This is a genomic window from Arthrobacter sp. YD4, assembly GCF_030410515.1.
Taxonomy (GTDB): Bacteria; Actinomycetota; Actinomycetes; order Actinomycetales; family Micrococcaceae; genus Arthrobacter.
The window spans coordinates 707789-725953 of sequence record NZ_JAUHHD010000001.1; the positions used below are offsets into that span (position 1 = coordinate 707789).

Annotated in this window: 18 protein-coding genes; 6 read left to right on the plus strand and 12 right to left on the minus strand. The window is 69.3% G+C overall.

Annotated features, from left to right (window positions below; genetic code table 11):
• The first annotated feature begins 382 nt into the window (after positions 1-382).
• Positions 383-1453 (plus strand): cytochrome b/b6 domain-containing protein, encoded by a 1071-nt coding sequence (locus QWJ39_RS03315; protein WP_356902675.1) that lies wholly within the window; start codon positions 383-385, stop codon positions 1451-1453.
• On the opposite strand, the gene QWJ39_RS03320 is transcribed toward QWJ39_RS03315, so the two are convergent.
• The 7 genes from QWJ39_RS03320 to QWJ39_RS03350 all read right to left on the minus strand — a co-directional run bounded on the left by QWJ39_RS03320 (position 1450) and on the right by QWJ39_RS03350 (position 8610).
• Positions 1450-1776: a hypothetical protein gene (locus QWJ39_RS03320; RefSeq protein WP_290256485.1), complete on the minus strand. Its 327-nt coding sequence runs from the start codon at positions 1774-1776 to the stop codon at positions 1450-1452. The genes QWJ39_RS03315 and QWJ39_RS03320 overlap by 4 nt on opposite strands.
• A 19-nt stretch (positions 1777-1795) precedes the next feature.
• Positions 1796-2137 carry a YciI family protein gene (locus QWJ39_RS03325; protein WP_290256271.1) on the minus strand — a complete coding sequence of 114 codons (342 nt, stop codon included), beginning with the start codon at positions 2135-2137 and terminating at the stop codon, positions 1796-1798.
• Between the two features lie 83 nt (positions 2138-2220).
• Entirely contained in the window at positions 2221-3126 is a 906-nt protein-coding gene (locus QWJ39_RS03330; protein WP_290256272.1) for an SDR family NAD(P)-dependent oxidoreductase, read from the minus strand.
• 79 nt (positions 3127-3205) lie between these two features.
• Positions 3206-4489 carry an MFS transporter gene (locus tag QWJ39_RS03335; protein ID WP_290256273.1) on the minus strand — a complete coding sequence of 428 codons (1284 nt, stop codon included), beginning with the start codon at positions 4487-4489 and terminating at the stop codon, positions 3206-3208.
• Between the two features lie 14 nt (positions 4490-4503).
• Positions 4504-5730 (minus strand): CoA transferase, encoded by a 1227-nt coding sequence (locus QWJ39_RS03340; protein ID WP_290256274.1) that lies wholly within the window; start codon positions 5728-5730, stop codon positions 4504-4506.
• Complete coding sequence (locus QWJ39_RS03345; RefSeq protein WP_290256275.1) at positions 5727-7190, minus strand: dihydroorotase family protein; 1464 nt, start codon at positions 7188-7190, stop codon at positions 5727-5729. The genes QWJ39_RS03340 and QWJ39_RS03345 overlap by 4 nt, the downstream gene beginning before the upstream one ends.
• 52 nt (positions 7191-7242) lie before the next feature.
• On the minus strand, positions 7243-8610 hold the full coding sequence (locus tag QWJ39_RS03350; protein ID WP_290256276.1) for an FAD-binding protein: 1368 nt from the start codon (positions 8608-8610) through the stop codon (positions 7243-7245).
• A 216-nt stretch (positions 8611-8826) separates the two neighbouring features.
• Between QWJ39_RS03350 and QWJ39_RS03355 the strand changes: the two genes are divergently transcribed.
• The 5 genes from QWJ39_RS03355 to QWJ39_RS03375 all read left to right on the plus strand — a co-directional run bounded on the left by QWJ39_RS03355 (position 8827) and on the right by QWJ39_RS03375 (position 14111).
• Positions 8827-9621 (plus strand): IclR family transcriptional regulator, encoded by a 795-nt coding sequence (locus QWJ39_RS03355; protein WP_290256277.1) that lies wholly within the window; start codon positions 8827-8829, stop codon positions 9619-9621.
• The gene (locus QWJ39_RS03360; RefSeq protein WP_290256278.1) at positions 9618-10439 is read left to right on the plus strand and encodes a CoA ester lyase; all 822 of its coding nucleotides are present in this window, start codon (positions 9618-9620) and stop codon (positions 10437-10439) included. Before QWJ39_RS03355 ends, QWJ39_RS03360 begins: the two co-directional genes overlap by 4 nt.
• A gap of 18 nt (positions 10440-10457) precedes the next feature.
• On the plus strand, positions 10458-11294 hold the full coding sequence (locus QWJ39_RS03365; RefSeq protein WP_290256279.1) for a cyclase family protein: 837 nt from the start codon (positions 10458-10460) through the stop codon (positions 11292-11294).
• A complete protein-coding gene (locus tag QWJ39_RS03370; protein WP_290256280.1) occupies positions 11291-12709 on the plus strand; it encodes an MmgE/PrpD family protein in 1419 nt (472 codons plus the stop codon). The genes QWJ39_RS03365 and QWJ39_RS03370 overlap by 4 nt, the downstream gene beginning before the upstream one ends.
• A 163-nt stretch (positions 12710-12872) precedes the next feature.
• Positions 12873-14111 (plus strand): FAD/NAD(P)-binding oxidoreductase, encoded by a 1239-nt coding sequence (locus QWJ39_RS03375; protein WP_290256281.1) that lies wholly within the window; start codon positions 12873-12875, stop codon positions 14109-14111.
• A gap of 79 nt (positions 14112-14190) precedes the next feature.
• On the opposite strand, the gene QWJ39_RS03380 is transcribed toward QWJ39_RS03375, so the two are convergent.
• The 5 genes from QWJ39_RS03380 to QWJ39_RS03400 all read right to left on the minus strand — a co-directional run bounded on the left by QWJ39_RS03380 (position 14191) and on the right by QWJ39_RS03400 (position 18148).
• Entirely contained in the window at positions 14191-14991 is an 801-nt protein-coding gene (locus QWJ39_RS03380; RefSeq protein WP_290256282.1) for a MerR family transcriptional regulator, read from the minus strand.
• A gap of 64 nt (positions 14992-15055) precedes the next feature.
• On the minus strand, positions 15056-16291 hold the full coding sequence (locus QWJ39_RS03385) for a sigma-70 family RNA polymerase sigma factor (RefSeq protein ID WP_290256283.1): 1236 nt from the start codon (positions 16289-16291) through the stop codon (positions 15056-15058).
• On the minus strand, positions 16288-16611 hold the full coding sequence (locus QWJ39_RS03390; RefSeq protein WP_290256284.1) for a YciI family protein: 324 nt from the start codon (positions 16609-16611) through the stop codon (positions 16288-16290). Before QWJ39_RS03390 ends, QWJ39_RS03385 begins: the two co-directional genes overlap by 4 nt.
• A 151-nt stretch (positions 16612-16762) precedes the next feature.
• Positions 16763-17617 carry an aminoglycoside phosphotransferase family protein gene (locus QWJ39_RS03395; RefSeq protein ID WP_356902682.1) on the minus strand — a complete coding sequence of 285 codons (855 nt, stop codon included), beginning with the start codon at positions 17615-17617 and terminating at the stop codon, positions 16763-16765.
• 51 nt (positions 17618-17668) lie between these two features.
• The gene (locus QWJ39_RS03400) at positions 17669-18148 is read right to left on the minus strand and encodes a GNAT family N-acetyltransferase (protein WP_290256286.1); all 480 of its coding nucleotides are present in this window, start codon (positions 18146-18148) and stop codon (positions 17669-17671) included.
• Positions 18149-18165 lie beyond the last annotated feature (17 nt).

Consider the following 18165-nt stretch of genomic DNA (forward strand, 5'->3'; position numbering starts at 1 on the left):
ATCGGCAACTGCCCCTGTGTCCGGCGGTGGCCGGCCGCTTCGGCGAGGCCTCCCCCGCGTCCCGGGCGGTGAGCCCTGGCCACCCGTCGCAATGACGACGCTGTCCGCGACTGCTAGCGCGCCGGCCGAGGCATCGGCCCCCGCAGCGGTCGCCCCGGCAGCGGCCACATCCGCACCCGTCCCGGCTCCTGCTCCCGCGGCAACGGCACCCGCCGCCGCGGCTCCGGCCCCCGCTCAGGCCGGTACCACTCCCCTGCGCCGTGGCCTCCCGCGGGTTGCCGGTGGCGAGCCGTGGCCCCCGGCAGGCACCGCCCCGGCCCGGTATGCCACTTCAGCGGCACCGGTTTCGGTTCCCGCTGTCGCCGGCGAACCGGCGGCTCCCGTGGCCCCGGAACCCGTGGTCCCGGAACCCGTCGTCGACTCGGCGCCCGAGGCCCAGGCTCCCGCGGCGGCCGCTGTTCAGGCTCCTGCCCCGGCGGCCGCCGAGGCGCCCGCACCGGTCGCGGCCCCGGCCGCCAAGGAGAAGCCCGCCGCACCGAAGCCCGAACCCCGTCGTTACGGGTCGCGGACCCTGGCCGGCTGGATCCGTCGGGTGGTGCTCATCGCCGTGAGCGCCGTCGTCGCCGCCGGCATCCTGATTCTCGCCGCCCGCGGCGTCACCACGCTGCCGGGCGTCCCGGAGTTCCTCCGCCGCTACCCCGGCGCTTACGAGCTGCCGGACACCGCGCAGGCCGGTTTCCCTTGGTGGGCCCAGTGGCAGCACTTCCTGAACTTCTTCCTGATGGTGCTGATCATCCGCTCCGGCTACCAGGTGCGGACCCAGCAGAAGCCTCCCGCCTACTGGACGCCGGCGCGGGGCGGGAAGAAGATCAGCATTACGCTCTGGCTGCACCAGTCGCTGGACATCCTGTGGCTGGCCAACGGGCTGATCTTTGTGGTGCTGCTGTTCGCTTCCGGGCACTGGCTGCGGATCGTACCCACCAGCTGGGAGGTGTTCCCCAACGCGGCGTCGGCCCTGCTGCAGTACCTGACCCTCGACTGGCCGGTGGAGGACGGCTGGGTGAACTACAACAGCCTGCAGCAGCTGATGTACTTCGTGGTGGTATTCATCGCGGCGCCGCTTGCCGTGGTTACCGGCGTGCGGATGAGCGAACTCTGGCCCAAGAACGCCACCACCCTGAACCGGGTCTATCCCGTGGAGGTGGCCCGCGCGCTGCACTTCCCCACCATGCTGTTCTTCGTGCTGTTCATCCTGGTTCACGTATTCCTGGTGTTCGCCACCGGGGCCCTGCGGAACCTGAACCACATGTTCGCCGGCACGGACGAGGTGAACTGGGTGGGCTTCTGGCTCTTCGCGGCGGGCCTGGCCATCACGGCGGGCGCCTGGTTCGCGGCGCGGCCGCTGGTGCTGGCGCCGCTGGCCCGGCTGTCCGGAAAGGTCAGCAGCCGCTAGGGATCCCCGGGCCCGGCGATGTCCACCGGAAACGTCATGAAGGCCGGCGTCGCATACGGGTGCACGGCCAGCGCGGCTGCGACGACGGCGTCGCGCCGGTCCCGTGGGTAGATGGCCTCGATCCTGACCTCGGCGACTTCCTCCGGCGTGCCCACGGCGCCGACGGCGGGCACGGCCCCGGGCAGCGGGGTAAACCGGCCCGTCCCGGCTGTGCTGAAAGAGCAATGCGAGTAGTTGCCCAGCCGTCCCGCGCCGGCGTCGCCGATCGCCCGGCGGACCGCATCGGCGTCGGCGGCGGGCACGTAGATCACCAGGCAGTCCATCGCCGCCACGAACAGCGGGTCAGGCTTCCGCGTCTTCGCCGAAGGCGCGGATTTCCTGCGGGCAGCGGCACGCAGTGGCGAATTTGGCGCCCCATTCGATGGCCGCCTCGTGGGAGGGCAGGTCCAGGATCGAGTAGCCGCCCTCCAGGTGCGCGGTCTGCGGGTAGGTGCCCGCCCGGGCCTCGCCGCCGCCGTCGACCACCACCGGCGGGACGCTTTCGTCGATGCCGCCGCCGAACACCCACACCCCGGCGGCTTTCGCCTCGCGGACGACGGCGTGCGCGGCGTCGGCGACGGCGGGAAGTTCCTCAAGCGGGACGTCCATGGCTGCGCTCGGAAACGAGATCAGATATTTGGTCATGGCGCTGACTCCTTTGTCGCGGCGGGGAGGGCTTTATCCTCGTGGATGCCCCGGCAGTACGCAAGGAGCGGCCGCCCCTGTTTTCAGGCGGTCACCCACCCCGCGGTCATCCCGGTCACCTGGCTGCCGTCAAGGTCCTTGAGCTTGGTGCCCACGAAGGTGCGTGCCCAGTCGGAGGTCTGCACACGGAACGGCGTGCCCTCGTCGCGGAGGCTGGACAGAATGACCTCGGCGACCTCCTCGGGGGTCTGCGCATTGGAGCTGCCGAACTGCTGGGTGGTCCGGTTCAGGTAGGCGGTCAGGGCCGGGGCGTAGGGTCCCGCGTCGGCGAGCATGGTCTTCGGGTCGATGCCGGCGTTGGCGACAAACTCGCTGGAGACCGGCCCGGGTTCGATCACGTGCACCCCCACCCCCACCGAGGCCGCCAGCGGCTGGAGGCTCTCCAGGAAACCCTCGACGGCGAACTTGGCCGCGCAGTAGGCCTCGTTGAAGGGCTGGCCGACGACGCCGCCTACCGAGCTGATGGTGATGAGCCGGCCGCCGCTGGCCCGCAGGAGGGGCAGCGCGGCCCGGGTCAGCGCGACGACGCCGAAGAAGTTGACCTCCATGGCCGCGCGGATGTCGTCGACGGTCAGCGTTTCCACGGTCCCCAGCGTGGCGCTCCCGGCGTTGTTCACCACCGCGTCGAGCCGGCCGTAGCGCTCGGAGCAGTAGGCGATCTCCCGGTCGATGGCCGCTTGGCTGGTGACGTCCAGTTCGCGGATGTCCAGCTCCACCCCTGCCGCCGTGGCGGCGGCGCGCAGGGCATCCGCCTTCGTGAGGTTGCGCATGGTGGCGACGGTGGTCCAGCCGGCCTGCGCGGCGGCGACGGCGGTGGCCAGCCCGATGCCGGAGGAGGTTCCGGTGATCAGGACGGTCCGTGCTGGCTGCTCATGGGGTTCCTGTCGGTTGGAAGCGGCAACGGCGGGCGGATGCCCTGCCCCGATCATCCATCGCTGGCAGCCGGATGCCAACAGAAAGGCCGGGCAGCCCCTCGGCTGCCCGGCCCTTCAGGGCGTCTCCGGGAGACTAGCCACGCACCGGAGCCGCCTCCTGCTCGGCCGTGACGCGGGCCGGTTCCTTCGTGAAGAACAGGAGCGCTGCGGCGGCGATGACGCAGAGCACGGCCATGATCACGAAGCCGCCGGTGTAGCTGCCGGACTCGGAGACGATGAAGCCCATGACGCTCGGGGCGATGATGCCGGAGAGCGCGAAGCACGCATCGGCGAACCCGGCGGCGGTGCCGGGCTGCTTGGGAGCGGCGTCAATAGAGGCAACCCACCAGATACCGCCCGTGATGAAGCCGAAGCCCACGCCCAGGGAGATACAGACCAGGGCGAGCGTCAGGGTCACCGGCATCACCAGGAGCGGAACCAGCGAGGCGCCGGCCAGCAGCAGCGCCACACCGATGATGGTGAAGCGGGAGCGGACCTGCTGGGTGCGCTTGTAGATGCGGTCCACCAGCACGCCGCCGACCAGCGCGCCGACGACGCCGGCAGCCCACGGTGCCACCGAGAACGCACCGACGGCCTTGAGGGAGAGCCCGAATCCTGCCTGGAGGTACTGCGGCAGCCAGTACATGAAGGCCCAGAACATGAAGCCCCAGGCGAAGTAGCCCAGCCCCACGATCCAGAGGTTGCGGTTCCGCAGGATGGGTCCCCACTCCATCTTTTCTTCCCGGCCGGAGGCTTCGCCCTCGGTCTGGCCGCTCTTGATGTAGGCGCGCTCCTCCTCGGAGCAGAAAGCCGCCTCGGCTGGGGAGTTCTTCAGGTACGGAACCGCGATGAGGACCCACAGGACGCCCGCGGCGGCGAGGATCCAGAACATGCCCATCCACCCGGTGAGGCTCACCAGCTGGGTGAGGATGGGACCGCCGATCAGCAGGCTGCCGGAGACGGCCACGCCGCCCACCAGGGCCAGTGCCTTGCCGCGCTCCTGGGCCGGGAGCCACCGGCTGGCGATGCGGGTAGCGGCCGGGAAGCAGGGAGCCTCACCGGCGCCGAGCACGATCCGGACCAGGATCAGGCCGAGGAAGCCGCCGGCGGCCGGGGTCAGCGCCGAGGACACGGCCCACACGATCATGCCCCAGATGAGGATCTTGCGGGAGCCGAACCGGTCCACCAGGGGTCCGGAGAGCAGTGCGAAGACCATGTACCCGACGGAGAAGGCCGAGCTGATAATGCCGTATTCGGCGGCGGAGATACCGAAATGCTCCCGGATCGGCGTCGCTGCGAACGAGATGGCGCTGCGGTCGATGTAGTTGACCAGCACCAGTCCAAGGACAATGCAGAGCGTAAACCAACGCGATTTCATAGGGTTCCTAGGGGTCAGATGACGCCGCGTTCACGGAGATCGCGGAGTTCGGAGGGATCGTGTCCGAGGGCGGTGAGGACCTCGTCGGTGTCGGCACCGAGCGGGCGCCCGGTATGCCGAATGGAGCCGGGGGATTTGGTCATCCGCCACATCACGTTCTGCATGCGGACCGATCCAAGATCTGGGTCGGGGACTCGGGTGATCATCTCCGTGGCCACAATTTGTTCGTCAACGAGCAGCTCGCTGGGACGGTAGACCGGTGCCACGGCCGCGCCGGCGGCCTCGAACTCCTGCACCACCTCGTCCCGGGTGCGCTGTTCGACCCAGCTGCCGACGTAGCCGTCGAGCAGCTCGGCGTGCTGGGCACGCTGCCTGCCGGTGGCGAACCAGGGCTCGTCGATGACCTCGGGGTGGCCCACCAGGCGCAGCACCCGCTCGGCGATCGCCTGCGCACTGGTCGAGACGGCCACCCAGTGGTCGTCCTTGGTCCGGTACAGGTTGCGCGGAGAGTTGTTCTGGGAGCGGTTGCCGGTGCGGTCCTGGTCCAGTCCCAGCTGGTCCGCGTAGATCACGGCGGGTCCGACGGCGGTCATGATCGGGCTGAGCAGGTCCAGGTCGATCACCTGGCCCTCACCGCCGTTGCGGTCCCGTTCCAGCAGGGCCATGGCGACGGCGGAAGACCCGGCGACGCCGGCGATCGAATCCGCGAGCCCGAACGCGGGCAGGGTGGGCGGCCCGTCGGGTTCGCCGGTGAGGTGCGCGAACCCGCTCATCGACTCGACCAGGGTCCCGAACGCGGGCCGGGACGAGTACGGGCCGCGCTGGCCGAAGCCGCTGACGCGCAGCATCACCAGGCCGGGGTTGTCCTTGGACAGCACGTCATAGCCGAGGCCCCAGCGCTCGAAGGTTCCGGGCCGGAAGTTCTCGACGACGACGTCCGCGGTGGCGGCGAGCTCCCGGAAGATCTCCTGGCCCTCCGGGGTTCCGAGGTGAAGGGTCACGGTCTGCTTGTTGCGGCTGACCATTTTCCACCACAACGGGATCCCGTCCTTATCCAGCCCGTGGCCCCGCATGCCGTCCGGCTTGGTGGGGTGCTCGATCTTGATGACGTTGGCGCCGAAATCACCGAGGATCTGGGCCGCCAGCGGACCCGCCAGGATGGTCGAGGCATCCAGGACCTTCAGGCCGCGGAGCGGCCCGTGGTTGGTCTCGGCGACGGCGCCGAAGGCGTTGGCGCTCACAGGTACGGGCGCTGCAGGTAGCGGCCGACGGGTTCGCCGGTGATGACGCCGTCGGTCAGCACGCGGTGGCCGCGGACGAACGTGTCTGTGACCTTGGCGCCGAGTTCGAAGCCCTCGAACGGCGTGTACTCCTGGGTGGATTCTGAGTCCTCGGCGCGCACGGTCCAGACGGCGTCGGGGTCCACGATCGCGATGTCGGCGTCGGCGCCTTCCACCAGCCGGCCCTTGCCGGGCAGGCCGTAGCGGGACGCAGGGTTCGAGGAGGTCAGCTCGGCAATGCGGCGGAGGGACAGTCCGCGCTTGCGGCCCTCGGTGATCAGGCCGGGCAGCAGGTACTCGGTGCCGCCGAAGCCGGACTTGGCGGCGAAGATGTCGTCGCGGTCGTCACCGAACTTCTGCTCGTCCTTGCAGCACGCGTGGTCGGAGACCACCCAGTCGATGTTGCCGGCGAGCATGTGCTCCCAGAGGGCCTCGACGTCGTCGCGGGGGCGCAGCGGCGGGTTGACCTTGCCGCCCAGGCCGTGGGCGGTGTCGATGTCGGCCAGCAGGTGCCCGATGGTCACCTCGCGGCGGAAGTTCACGTGGGGGAACGCCTCGGCCATCTTCATCGCGGCCTTCAGCGCCTTGGCCGAGCTTAGGTGCAGGAGGTTGATGTTGGGCAGGCCGGTCTCGTCGGCCAGGAAGGACGCGATGGTGACGGCCAGGCCCTCGGAGTGCTGCGGCCGGGACGCGCTGTAGGCGGCGAGACCGGTGAGGGTGCCTTCCTCCTCCACGAGCTTGGTGTACGCGCTCATGATCTCGGCGGTCTCGCAGTGCAGGGAGAGGGAGATGTGCGGGGCGAGCTCGGGCAGCTTCTCCCGGGCGGCCTGGATGCCGCGCATGACGAATTCGAAGTGCGCCAGGTTGTAGTTCTCGTCTTCGGGGATCATCAGGAATTCGCTCTGCGAGGTGGAGCGTCCGTGCAGGCCGTGGCTGCCGTAGAACATGAAGATCTTGAAGGACGTGACGCCGTGGTCCTCGACCAGCGACGGGATTTCCTCGATGTGCTGCTTGGACATCGGGGCCAGGTGGAAGGCGTAGTCAATGTAGGCCTTGCCCTCGGAGGTGGCCAGCACCTCGGGGTAGAAGTCCTTGTAGGGGCCGCCCTTGTTGAGGTAGTACTGACCGGTCCGCATGTAGGTGATCGCGGAGGTCACGCCGCCCTGGGCACTCGCCCGGGACTCGGTGACGGTGTCCTCGCCCAGCGGGTTGTAGATACCCCAGTGCTGGTGGGCGTCCACGACGCCGGGAAAGACCAGCTTGCCCGCGGCGTCGACGATCTCGGCGCCGTCGGCGGAAAGGTTCGGCCCGATCGCGGCGATCTTGCCGTCGGTGACGAGGATGTCCAAGAATTCGCCGTCGTCGGGGGCGTTCTCCTCGGGCCGCACAACGGTGCCGTTCTTGATGAGGAAGGTACTCACGTAAAACTCCTGACGCTCTGGTGATGGAAAGGTGGGACCGCGCGGAACGCGGTCAGGTGCGTGCGCCCAGGTCTTCGGCGGCCAGCCAGGCCAGGCCGAAGGCGGTGAGCAGGCCGTTGCCGGCCAGGTAACCGGCGGCGCCGTGGCCGGAGATTCCGGTGGCGGCCCCGCCCGAGGCGTAGAGGCCGGGGATGGGCGACTGGTCCACCCGGGTCAGCACGCGGGCGTGGTCATCGACCACCAGGCCGCCCTGGGTGTGGAACAGTGCGGGAACGATGCGGACGGCGGCGAGGGGGCCGGTCAGGGTGTGACGCTCGTCGCTGCGGCCCTGCCGGTCGGGCTCCTCACCCCGGGCTGCCCTCGCGGCAGCCTCGACGTCGTCGGCGAGCGCGTCCGCGGAAACCTTGAGGCGCTCCGCCAGCTCGGCCAGGGTCCCGGCCCGCACCAGCGCCCCGCTGTCGGCGACCTGCCGGAAGTCCGTGAAGGCCAGGCACTGTTGTTCGATGTGCTGGTCGATGATGATCCAGCCGGTCTGTCCGGGCTGGGCGGCCAGGATCGCCGCGAACTCCGAGTAGCCGGTCGTCTCGTCCGCGAAGCGCCGGCCATCGGTGTTTACGATCAGGCCGCCGTGGAGGACGGTGGCCCAGCCCACGAGGGTCTGGCTGGAGGCGGAGAGGGCGGCGTGCCCCTGGTAGGCGTCAAGGTAGGCCGAGTCCGCGCCAAGGCCGGCGCCGATCCGCAGGGCATCCCCGCGGCTGTAGAAGCCGCCGTGGTAGTGGACGCCCGCCATTTCCGGGATCCACCGCTCCACCAGTTCCGGCGCGCCGCCGTAGCCGTTGGTGGCCAGCAGTACGGCCGGGACGGACAGGCGGTCCGTGGAACCGTCCGGGGTGGAGGCGACGATGCCGGAGACCGCTCCGCCGCTGACCTCGACCTCTTCGAGGGTCATGGGGGTGATGAGTTCGATCCGCTCGTGGCGGCGGGCGCGGTCCACGAGGTGGGCCAGGAGCGTGGATCCGTGCCGGCCGGAGATGGTGTGGCACCGGTCGGCGCTGTGTCCGGGGTAGTGGAAGTCGGTCACCAGTTCAAGCGGCAGCCCGAGTTCGTCGGCCATCCATGTCACCATGGGGGCGCTCGCCGCGGTCAGGGCCTCCGCGAGCCGCCGGTCGGCGCTGCCGCCGGTCTTTCGGTCGATGTCTCCGAGGAAACGGCCGGGGCTGTCGTCGATTCCGGCGGCTTCCTGCCAGCGGGTGCCGGCCGCGGGGATCATGGCGGTGCACATCGAGGTGTTGTTTCCGCGCTGGAACTGGTCATCCGCGTCGATGACGACGACGTCGTGGCCCAGATCCGCGGCACGCAGCGCGGCGATCAAACCACCGCCCGCACCGGCCACGGCCAGATCGAAATCGTACTCGGGCATTCTCACCTCCCTGCCTGTTCCGCTTGGCGGAACATATTTGGTCTGTGTCGTGGAACACTTTGCCCGATCACATTCCAGTGCGCAAGGGTTATTTTTCAGAAACTTCGGATAATTCGCGGGATTCTCTTTGGCGGGAGTCTCGACAAGCGTTCCGTTAGGCGGTACAAATGGTGAAAGTCATCAATCCGGACTTCGCCAGCCACTCAGGAGCCAACTATGGAAACCACGTCCAGCGGGACCACCTCCGCGGCCCGTGCGGCCGACGTCCTCGTGGCCTTCGGCCGCCGGAACAGTGCCCTCGGGATCTCCGAGATCTCCCGCTCCACCGGATTGTCCAAGGCTGTGGTGCACCGCATCGTGTCCACGTTCGTCGAACGCGGCCTCCTCACTTATGAGGCAAGCAGCCGCCGGTACCGGCTGGGGCCAGCCGCCGTCACCCTTGGGGCGCGGGCGCTGGACACCTCGCCGCTGCGGCGGGCCGCCCGGGAAGCCCTGGTGGAACTCCAGCGGCAGACCGGCGAAACCGCAACGGTGTCGGCCCGGATCCCGGGCGGCCGGGTCTACCTCGACCAGGTGGAGAGCACCCAGGAGATCAAGATGACCGTGGAGATCGGCCGCTGCTTCGACCTGCACAGCGGCAGTTCCGGCCGCGCCATCCTGGCGTTCCTGTCCGAGGACGAGCAGGAGGACATCCTCTCCCGGCCGCTGCCCCGGCAGACCGCGGCGACGGTGACCGACCCCGAGGCGCTGCGCGCTTCCCTCCGGGACGCACGGACGAGGGGCGTGTGCCATTCCGAGGGTGAACGCCAGGAGGGTGCTGCGTCGCTGGCCGCCCCCGTCTTCTCCGACGACGGACAGGTGGTTGGTTCCATCTCCGTCTGCGGGCCGAGCTACCGGATGTCCGAGGAAAAGCGCTCCCGGTACGAGGAAGCGTTGCTGGAAGCGGCCGCCAAGGTCTCCCGCAACCTCGGTTACAACCCCCAGGCCGCCGGCCGGGAGGCCGCCTCATGATTCCGCGCAGCTGGCTCTACGTCCCGGGCCACCGTGAGGACCGGATTGCCAAGGCGCTGGAGTCGGCCGCCGACGCCGTCATCATCGACCTCGAGGACGCAGTGCCGTCCACGGCCAAGGACACGGCCCTGGCGAATGCGGTCGGTGCCCTCGAAACGGCCGGGGCCGGGCGCCAGGTCTGGATCCGGATCAACCCGCTGGACACGCCGTGGTCCGCGCAGGAGCTTGAGACGCTGGGCCGGGCGGAGCGCAAACCGGCGGGCGTCCGAATCGCCAAGGCCGAGGATCCCGCCGCGATCCGCCGGGCCGGCGACGCCCTGGGCTGCCAGCTTCATCTCCTGGTTGAGACGGCGGCCGCACTCCGCGACGCCCCGCTGCTGGCCGGCACCCACCCCCGGGTCACCGGACTGGCGCTCGGCGAGGCCGACCTCGCCGCTGACCTGCGGGTTTCACCGGAAGGCCTGGAGTGGGCGCGCGGCTGGATTGTCACCGCCAGCCGCTCCCACGGCCTCGCTTCCCCGGTCCAAAGTGTCTACACCAACGTCGCCGACCTTGAGGGCCTGCGCCGCAGCAGCCTGCAGGGCCGGAGGCAGGGATTCTTCGGCCGCACCGTGATCCACCCCCGCCAGATCGACGTCGTCAACACCGCGTTCACTCCCACTCCGGAGGAAGTGGCGCGCGCCGAGGGCGTCGTTGCCCTCGCCCAATCGTCCGCCGAGGCCGGAGAGACGGCCGTTCTCGATTCCGACGGGCGCTTCATTGACCCCGCCGTCGTGGAGAACGCCCGGCTGGTCCTCGACCTCGCCATCCGCGACTAGTCCCCTACGAGGAGTTCCATGCATAACGCCACCACGTCCACCACCGATGCCCTGCTCAGCGCCGTCACGGGCAGCACCCAGGAAGTGGTCGAACTCGGCCACCCGCACTTCACCGGCATGCCCTGCTCCCCCAACCACCCCGGGTTCCGGATGACCCTGATCCGCCGGCACGGTGACATGGTCCGGCCCGACGGAGGGTCCGCCTCCAACGAAATCATCGTCACCGGCGGACACGTGGGAACACACGTCGACGCCCTCTCCCACGTCAGCCACGAGGGCATGCTGCACGGCGGCGTGGACGCGGCGGACGCCCAGCGCGGCGGGAAGTTCTCCCAGCTCGGGGCGGACCAGATCCCGTTCCTGCTGCGCCGTGGCCTGCTCCTGGACATCGCCGCACTGCACGGGGTGGAGGCCCTGGAGGCGGGCCAGGCAATCACCGCGAAGGATTTGCAGGATGCCGCCGACGCCGCCGGGGTCTCGCCCCGCTCCGGCGACGTGGTCCTGATCCGGACCGGCTGGGCGCGGCACTTCGAGGACCCCGCACGGTATCTCGGCCAGACGGACGGCGTCCCGGGTCCCGATGTGGAAGCGGCCCGCTGGCTCGCTTCGGCCGGGATTGTCGCCGCGGGCGCGGACACCACCGCCTTCGAACACATCCCCGCCGGCAAGGGCCACAGCGTGCTGCCGGTGCACCGGATCATGCTGGTGGAGAACGGCATCCACATCATCGAGCACCTGAACCTTGAGGACGCCTCCCGGCACGGGCTGACCGAATTCACCTTCGTCATGGCCCCGCTGCGGATCGTCGGCGGCACCGGCTCCCCGATCCGCCCGGTCGCGGTGGTGACCCGATGAGCCGGCACGATTTCACCGGCACCGTCGTCGGCCGGCTCGCCGCCCTGGCGGACCATACCCGAAAAGACGGCCTTGCCCCGGACCTGCGCAAGGACGTGGCCCGCCGGGTGCTTGACCTGCTGGGCAACTCGCTGGCCGCCCACAGCCAGCCCTCCGCGGCCGCCGTGATCGGCGTCGCCACCGGCTGGGGCGGAAACGAGGATGCCACTGCCATCGGCACCGGCCGCCGTTTCCCCGCGGCGACGGCGGCCCTGGTGAACGGCACCCTGGCCCACTCGATGGACTCGGACGACACGCACCTGCCCTCGGTCCTGCACCCTTCCGCCTCCGTCATCCCGGCGGCCTTGGCGGTGGCGGAAGCCACCGGCGCCAGCGGGGCGGCACTCCTGGACGCGGCCGGCGTCGGCATCGAAATCACGGTGCGGCTGGGCATGGGCGGCTATGACGAGACCCTGGGAAACTCGGAGTTTTTCGAGCGCGGCCAGCATGCCACCTCCATCTGCGGCGCTATTGGATCGGCTGCCGCCGCCGCGATGCTCTACGGGCTCGACGCCGAGGGCATCGCCGACGCGATGGGCATCGCCGCCAGCTTCGGGGCGGGCCTGCTCGAGGCAAACCGGACCGGCGGGAGCGTCAAGCGAACGCACTGCGGCTGGGCGGCGCACTCCGGGATCACGGCCGCCGAACTGGCCCGGCACGGGCTCACCGGGCCGCCTACGGTCATCGAGGGCAGGTTCGGTTTCCTGCACGCCTTCTGCGGGGACCGTGCCGATGCCGCCAAGGTGGTCGAAGGTCTCGGCGAGCAATGGGAACTCCCGGGCATCTTCTTCAAGCCCTACCCGTGCAACCACTTCACCCACGCCGGCATCGACGCCGCCCGCGAGCTCCGCGACCGCGGCGTCCGGCCGGAGGACATCGTCGGCATCGAACTGGGCGTTCCGGCGCCCGTGCTGCGGACCATCGCCGAGCCCGCCGAGTCCAAGGCCAAACCGGAATCGGGCTACCACGCCGCCTTCTCCGGCCCCTTCACCGTTGCCCGGGCCCTCCTGGGCGGCTCCGGCCTGGGCGTCGGGCATCACGACTTCACCGACGCGATGGCGAAGGATCCGGAAACCCTGCGGCTGGCCGGGCTGGTCCGCTGCCACGCCGATGAGCGCAGCAGTGAGATCTACCCGCACCAGTTCCCGGGGGTGCTGCGTGTCAACACCCGGGACGGCGAATGGCATGAGGCGCGGGTGGAGTTCAATCGCGGCGGCCCGAGAAACCCGCTGAGTGATGACGAGCTGGCCGAGAAGTTCCGCCTCAACGTCGGCGGCCGGCGCACTTCGGAAGACACGGACCAGGTGGCCGCGTTGGCCCTCGGGCTCGGGGACGCCCTGGACGTCGCCGAGCTGATGGCGGCGGTCCGGGACTAAAACCCACCCACGACGGCGGCCCGCACCCCACCCGGGGTGCGGGCCGCCGTCGTCGTCCCCTCCGAAGGATTGGGCGCACGGGCCGTCGGTTCCGCGGAAAGCTCACCGTGCTTACCATTGAGGATCCAGTTGCAGGTCAGTTCGCACCATCCAAGGAGTGCCGATGTCGCTGAGCAAGGAAACACCCGGGGGACCTGAGTCCGCGGCCAGGCAACATCACGACGTGGTCGTGATCGGCGGCGGCAATGCCGGCGTCTCGCTGGCCGCTCGCCTTCAGCGCGGCGGAGTCAACGATGTGGCCCTGGTCGAACCCGCGGCCGAACACCAGTACCAGCCATTGTTCTCCCATATTGCCGGTGGGCGGGCGAAGGCCGCGTCCGCGGTCCGGAGGCAGTCCTCGGTCATACCGCGCGGGGTGCACTGGATCCAAGACCGGGCCGTGGACATCGACGCTGCGACCAAGACTGTTTCCCTGGACCACGGCGGCCCGCTGGGATACAACCAGCTGGTCGTCTGCCCGGGCCTGCAGCTTGACTGGGACAGTATCCCGGGGCTGGCCGCGGCCGTTCAGTCACCCTCGGGCGCCTCCCACTACGAGCTGTCCCTGGCAACGAAGGCCTGGACGCTGCTCAAGGGTCTCCGGTCGGGGACAGCCATCTTCACCATGCCGTCCGGGCCCATCAAATGCGGCGGCGCGGCGCAAAAGCCGATGTACCTGGCCTGTGACTACTGGCGGAAGCAGGGAGTCCTGAAGGACATCCGGGTGATTATGGTGCAGCCCACCGCAACGGTCTTCGGCGTACCGGGTGTGGACGAGGAGCTCAATCGCAAGATCGCCGAATACGGCATCGAGCTGCGCCTGAACACTGAGGTCGTCCTGGTGGAGCCCTCGGCCCGGACCGTGCTGGTCAAGAACAACGGCACCGGAATCGCCGAGGAACTCCACTACGACGTGCTCAACGTTGTCCCGCCGCAGTCGGCACCGGACTGGCTCAAGGCCACCGATCTGCCTGCGGCCGGCGACGACGGCGGGTTTGTGGAGGTGGATCCGGAGACGCTGCGCCATGTGCGGTTCCCGGACGTCTGGTCGCTGGGGGATGCGGCCGGCACCGCCAACTCCAAGTCGGGCGGCGCGCTGCGCAAGCAGGCCAAGGTGTTGGCTGCGAACCTGATGGCGGCCCGCGAAGGGAAGGCTCTTCCGGAACGGTATGACAGCTACTCCGTCTGCCCCTTCACGGTGTCCCGCTCCACGGTGGTCTTCGCCGAATTCGATGCCCAGTACCGGCCCATGCCCACGATTCCCAAGGTGCCGACCTGGAAGGAGAGCCGCGCGTCCTGGATTGTGGACCGCGACATCTTCCCGCAGGTGTACTGGAACCTGATCCTCAAGGGCCGCGCGTAGGTCCGAGGCGCCCGGCACGGCCCTCCTGCCTCTCCGAAAGGCCGCCATCGTCGTTCCCCGACGCGCCGCGGCACCAGGCCTAGCGCGTGACAGGCTGCTGCAACTCCGTCACCCAGTCCGACTGGTCCTCGGATTCGGCCCGCAGGTACACCTCGCGGCACGGGCCGGACGGGGTGAAGCCGCGGGCGATAATCTCGGCGTGGACGGCCTGCCAGCTCTCGCCGATGCGGTCCATCGCGCCCAGGTGGACACCGCAGACCGCCGTGGGGACACGGGGAAGCTCCACCGCCTCGACGCCGTCGGGAATGGTCCCCGTGGCGGCGTACCCGGCGGTGATGCGCATGCCGTCCTCGCCCGCCTCGTACTGGGCGATCGGGGTCTCCAGGGAACCGCCGGCGGCGCGGATCACCCCGGCCACGCCGTCGAACAGCGGGCCGACGACGCCGGCCACCTCCGGTTGTTCGGCGACGGCGGCGGTGCGGGCCGCGAGACGGACGGCGGGGAGGGACTTTTCGATGATTTCGATCTGGGTCACGTGCTTTTCCTTCTCGATCAGGTGGAGCCTCCGCTCGACGTCGATGAGCCGTGCCGCGGCCAGCCGCTGTTCCTCCGCCACTTCGGCGCGCCGGATCTGCAGCAGCCGGGCCATCCGCTCCGCATCAACCCCGGCCTCCAGCATGGCGGCAACGTCCGCCAAGCCGAACCCGAGCTGGCGGAGCGCGACGATCCGGTGCAGCCGTTCCAGCTGGGCGGGATCATAGGAGCGGTAACCGCTGAACTCATCCACGTGCGCGGGAACGAGCAGTCCGGAGGTGTCCCAGTGCCGCAGCATGCGGTGGGTGACCTGGCCGATCTGCGCGAACGCTCCAATGGATAACATGACTCAGTTCTCCTGCCTTCCACAGTGTCAGAGTCAAGTATCGCGGCCCAACGGAAGCTCCGGCTCAGGAGGCCAGCAGGTCGCGGCGGCGTTTCAGCGTGGCGGCCTCGGCAGAATTGCCTGCCAGTTCGATGGCCTCGTCGTACGCGAGACGCGCCTCGGCGTGGCGGTCCAGTCTCCGAAGTAGCTCGGCGCGGGTGGCGTAGTAGGCGTGGTAACCGGCCAGGTCCTCGGCCAGCCGGTCGACGGCGGCCAGCGCCACCACGGGCCCATCCACTTCGGCCACTGCCACGGCACGGTTGAGGGCAATCACCGGCGACGGGTCGAGGCAGGTCAGCATGTCGTAGAGGTCGAGAATCTGTGACCAGTCAGTGTCCCGAACGTCGCGGGCAGAGGTATGGACAGCATTGATGGCGGCAAGGAGCTGATAGGGGCCGGGCTTCTGTCCCGTGGCCAGGCGGGCACGCATCAAGGCCCGGCCTTCGGTGATCAGTGCCGCGTTCCAGCTCCCCCGGTCCTGTTCCTCGAGGGTGATGAGCTCACCGGTGGCCGAAAGACGTGTCGCCCGGCGGGCCTCGGTGAAGAGCATCAGGGCCAGCAGGCCCGCCGTTTCCCCGTCGTCGGGCATTAGGGCGTGGGCCAGGCGGGTGAGCCGGATTGCCTCGTCGGTCAGCTCGGAGCGGACGGGGTCCGATCCGACGCCGGTTGAAAGGTACCCCTCGTTGAAGATCAGGTAAAGCACGGCGAGCACGCCGGAGACCCGCTCCCGGAAGTCCTCCTCGGACGGCACCCGGTAGGGGATCCTGGCGGCCTTGATCTTGGTCTTCGCCCGAGTGATTCGCTGCGCCGCGGCGCTCTCCTGGATCAGGAAGGCGCGGGCAATATCGGCCACGGTCAGTCCGCCCAGCATCCGCAGTGTCAGTGCCACCCGCGCAGGCATCGCCAGCGCCGGGTGGCAGCAGGTGAAGATCAGGCGAAGCCGTTCGTCCTCGACGGCGCCAAGCGGCTCAGGGGGCTGATCATCGAACAGCACCTGCGCCTCCTGGTGCTTGCCGGCGCGTTTGCTTTCGCGGCGGAGCCGGTCAATGGCTTTGCGCTTGGCAGTGGTGGTCAGCCAGGCCCCGGGGTTGGCGGGTACGCCGTCGGAGGGCCACCGCTCAACGGCGGCCGCAAATGCCTCGGCCGCCGCGTCCTCCGCGAGGTCGAGGTCGCCGAAACGGCGGGCCAGCACGGCCACCAGCCGGCCCCACTCGGCGCGGTAAGCCCGGTTGACTGCATCCCCGACGTCGCTTCCGTTCACAGGAACGGCCGCACCTCGACTTTGCGGTTGCAGGCCTTGGATCCCTCGGCGGCGAGCTTGAGCGCCGCGTCGAGGTCTGGGGCCTCGATAATCCAGAAACCCGCGAGGAACTCCTTGGTTTCGACGAACGGACCGTCGGTCACCACGGGAGCGGCGCCACGGTTGTCAATGACGGTGGCGGTGTCGGGAAAGCCGAGGCCGCCGGCGAAGACCCAGTGGCCGTCAGCCTGCAGCCGATCGTTGAATTCGTCGATGGCCGCCATCTCGTCCGAGGGGGCGAGTTCACGCTGGTCATGGATCACGGAAAGCAAATACTGCATATCGCATCATCTCCTGTGGTTGGGACCCACCCGGCGTGGACCTCTCACCCTTGCTACGAACCACTCTGCCCCGATTCGACAGGAAGGGGGCGGATATTTGTCCGGCGTCAGCCGGCAACGCAATTCTGGCTCCGAGCTTGGCCCTACAGAATCAGCCGTCCAGGACCTGTTCGATTCCGAAGGCCCCCACGGAGAACATGCGCGGATTGTCGTCTGACGTGCTGACCATGGCGGTGGACAGCACGAGGGCCCAGCCACGCGCCCGCGTCCACATTTCCTTGTCAGCGGACGGGCCAAGTGCCTCACGGAAGCGCCGACGGGCGCCGGCGTCGAACATCAACCACCCGGCGGCAAGATCCACGGCCGGATCTCCGGCGCCGACATCGCCAAAATCGATCACGCCGGCCAGCGAGCCGGAAGCATCAAGGAGGATGTTGGCCGGGTGAAGGTCGCCGTGCAGCATCATCGCGGGACCGTCCCATGCGCTGGCCGCGCAGGCCGCTACCCAGACTGCTTCCAGTTCCGCCGCCCGGGGGTAGCGTTCCTTGTCCCGGAGCCGCTCACGAACCGCCGTATCGCGGTGCATCAGCGGCACACCGCGGACGGGGTTCACCGGGACTCCGGCGCCGGCCGGAATATGGAGGGACCGCAGGAACGCGGCAAGGCCAGCGGCGGCCGGTCCGCGATCAGCTGGCCCGGCATCGGCCGCCGGGGTACCGGGAATCCACGGCACGACGCTCCACGGCCACGGAAAGTCAGCCGTCGGCCGGCCGGCGTGGACCGGGACGGGCACCGGAACCGGCGAGCGCTTGGCGATTCCGGGCAGGTACAACTGCTCATGCAGGATCAGCGGTACGGCTTCGGCACGGCGGGGCAGTCGGACGGCCAGATCCTCCCCGAGTCGGAATGTCACGTTGTCCCAGCCATGGGCCTTCCGGACCAGGGTAAGGCCCGCGAGGTCGGGGCGTTGGACGCGCAGCAGGGAACGGACGACGGCGGCATCCACGTCCAGCGTGGCTCGTGGCATGACCGCCATTCTGGAGACCCTTCTTCCGCTTCAAAGCTCGCGATAGTAGTAAAGCATTGGGTCTGCCCGGCCCGCTTCCGTGCTGATGAACCCGTGGGTCTCATAAAAACGGCGCGCATCGGTGTCCTCGCCATCCACGTTGATCTCAAGGAGTTCGCCGCCCCGGCCCCGCACCAGATCCAGGGCCGCGTCCAGGAGTGCGCTGCCCAAGCGGTGGCCCCGGAGCTCCGGGCGGACGTAGAGCTCGTCGAGGATCGCGACCGGCCCCCGGTACCAGACGTTGGGCCGGAAACTCAGCACAGCAACCCCGCTCGCTGGCTCGCCGGTCAGCAGGACCACCACATCGTCGCCCGCCAGCAGTTGCGTCAATCGTGATTCCAGCTCCTGGGTGCCGGGCGTCTGCGCCGAGAACTCGGTATTGAAGTCATGTAGCAGCCTGGCAACGGCGGCGGCATCGTCCGGCGTCGCCCGCCGTGGCGTCGGGTCGCCTGCAACATCGTCGGAAGTCATGTCTTTCACCGCTTAGT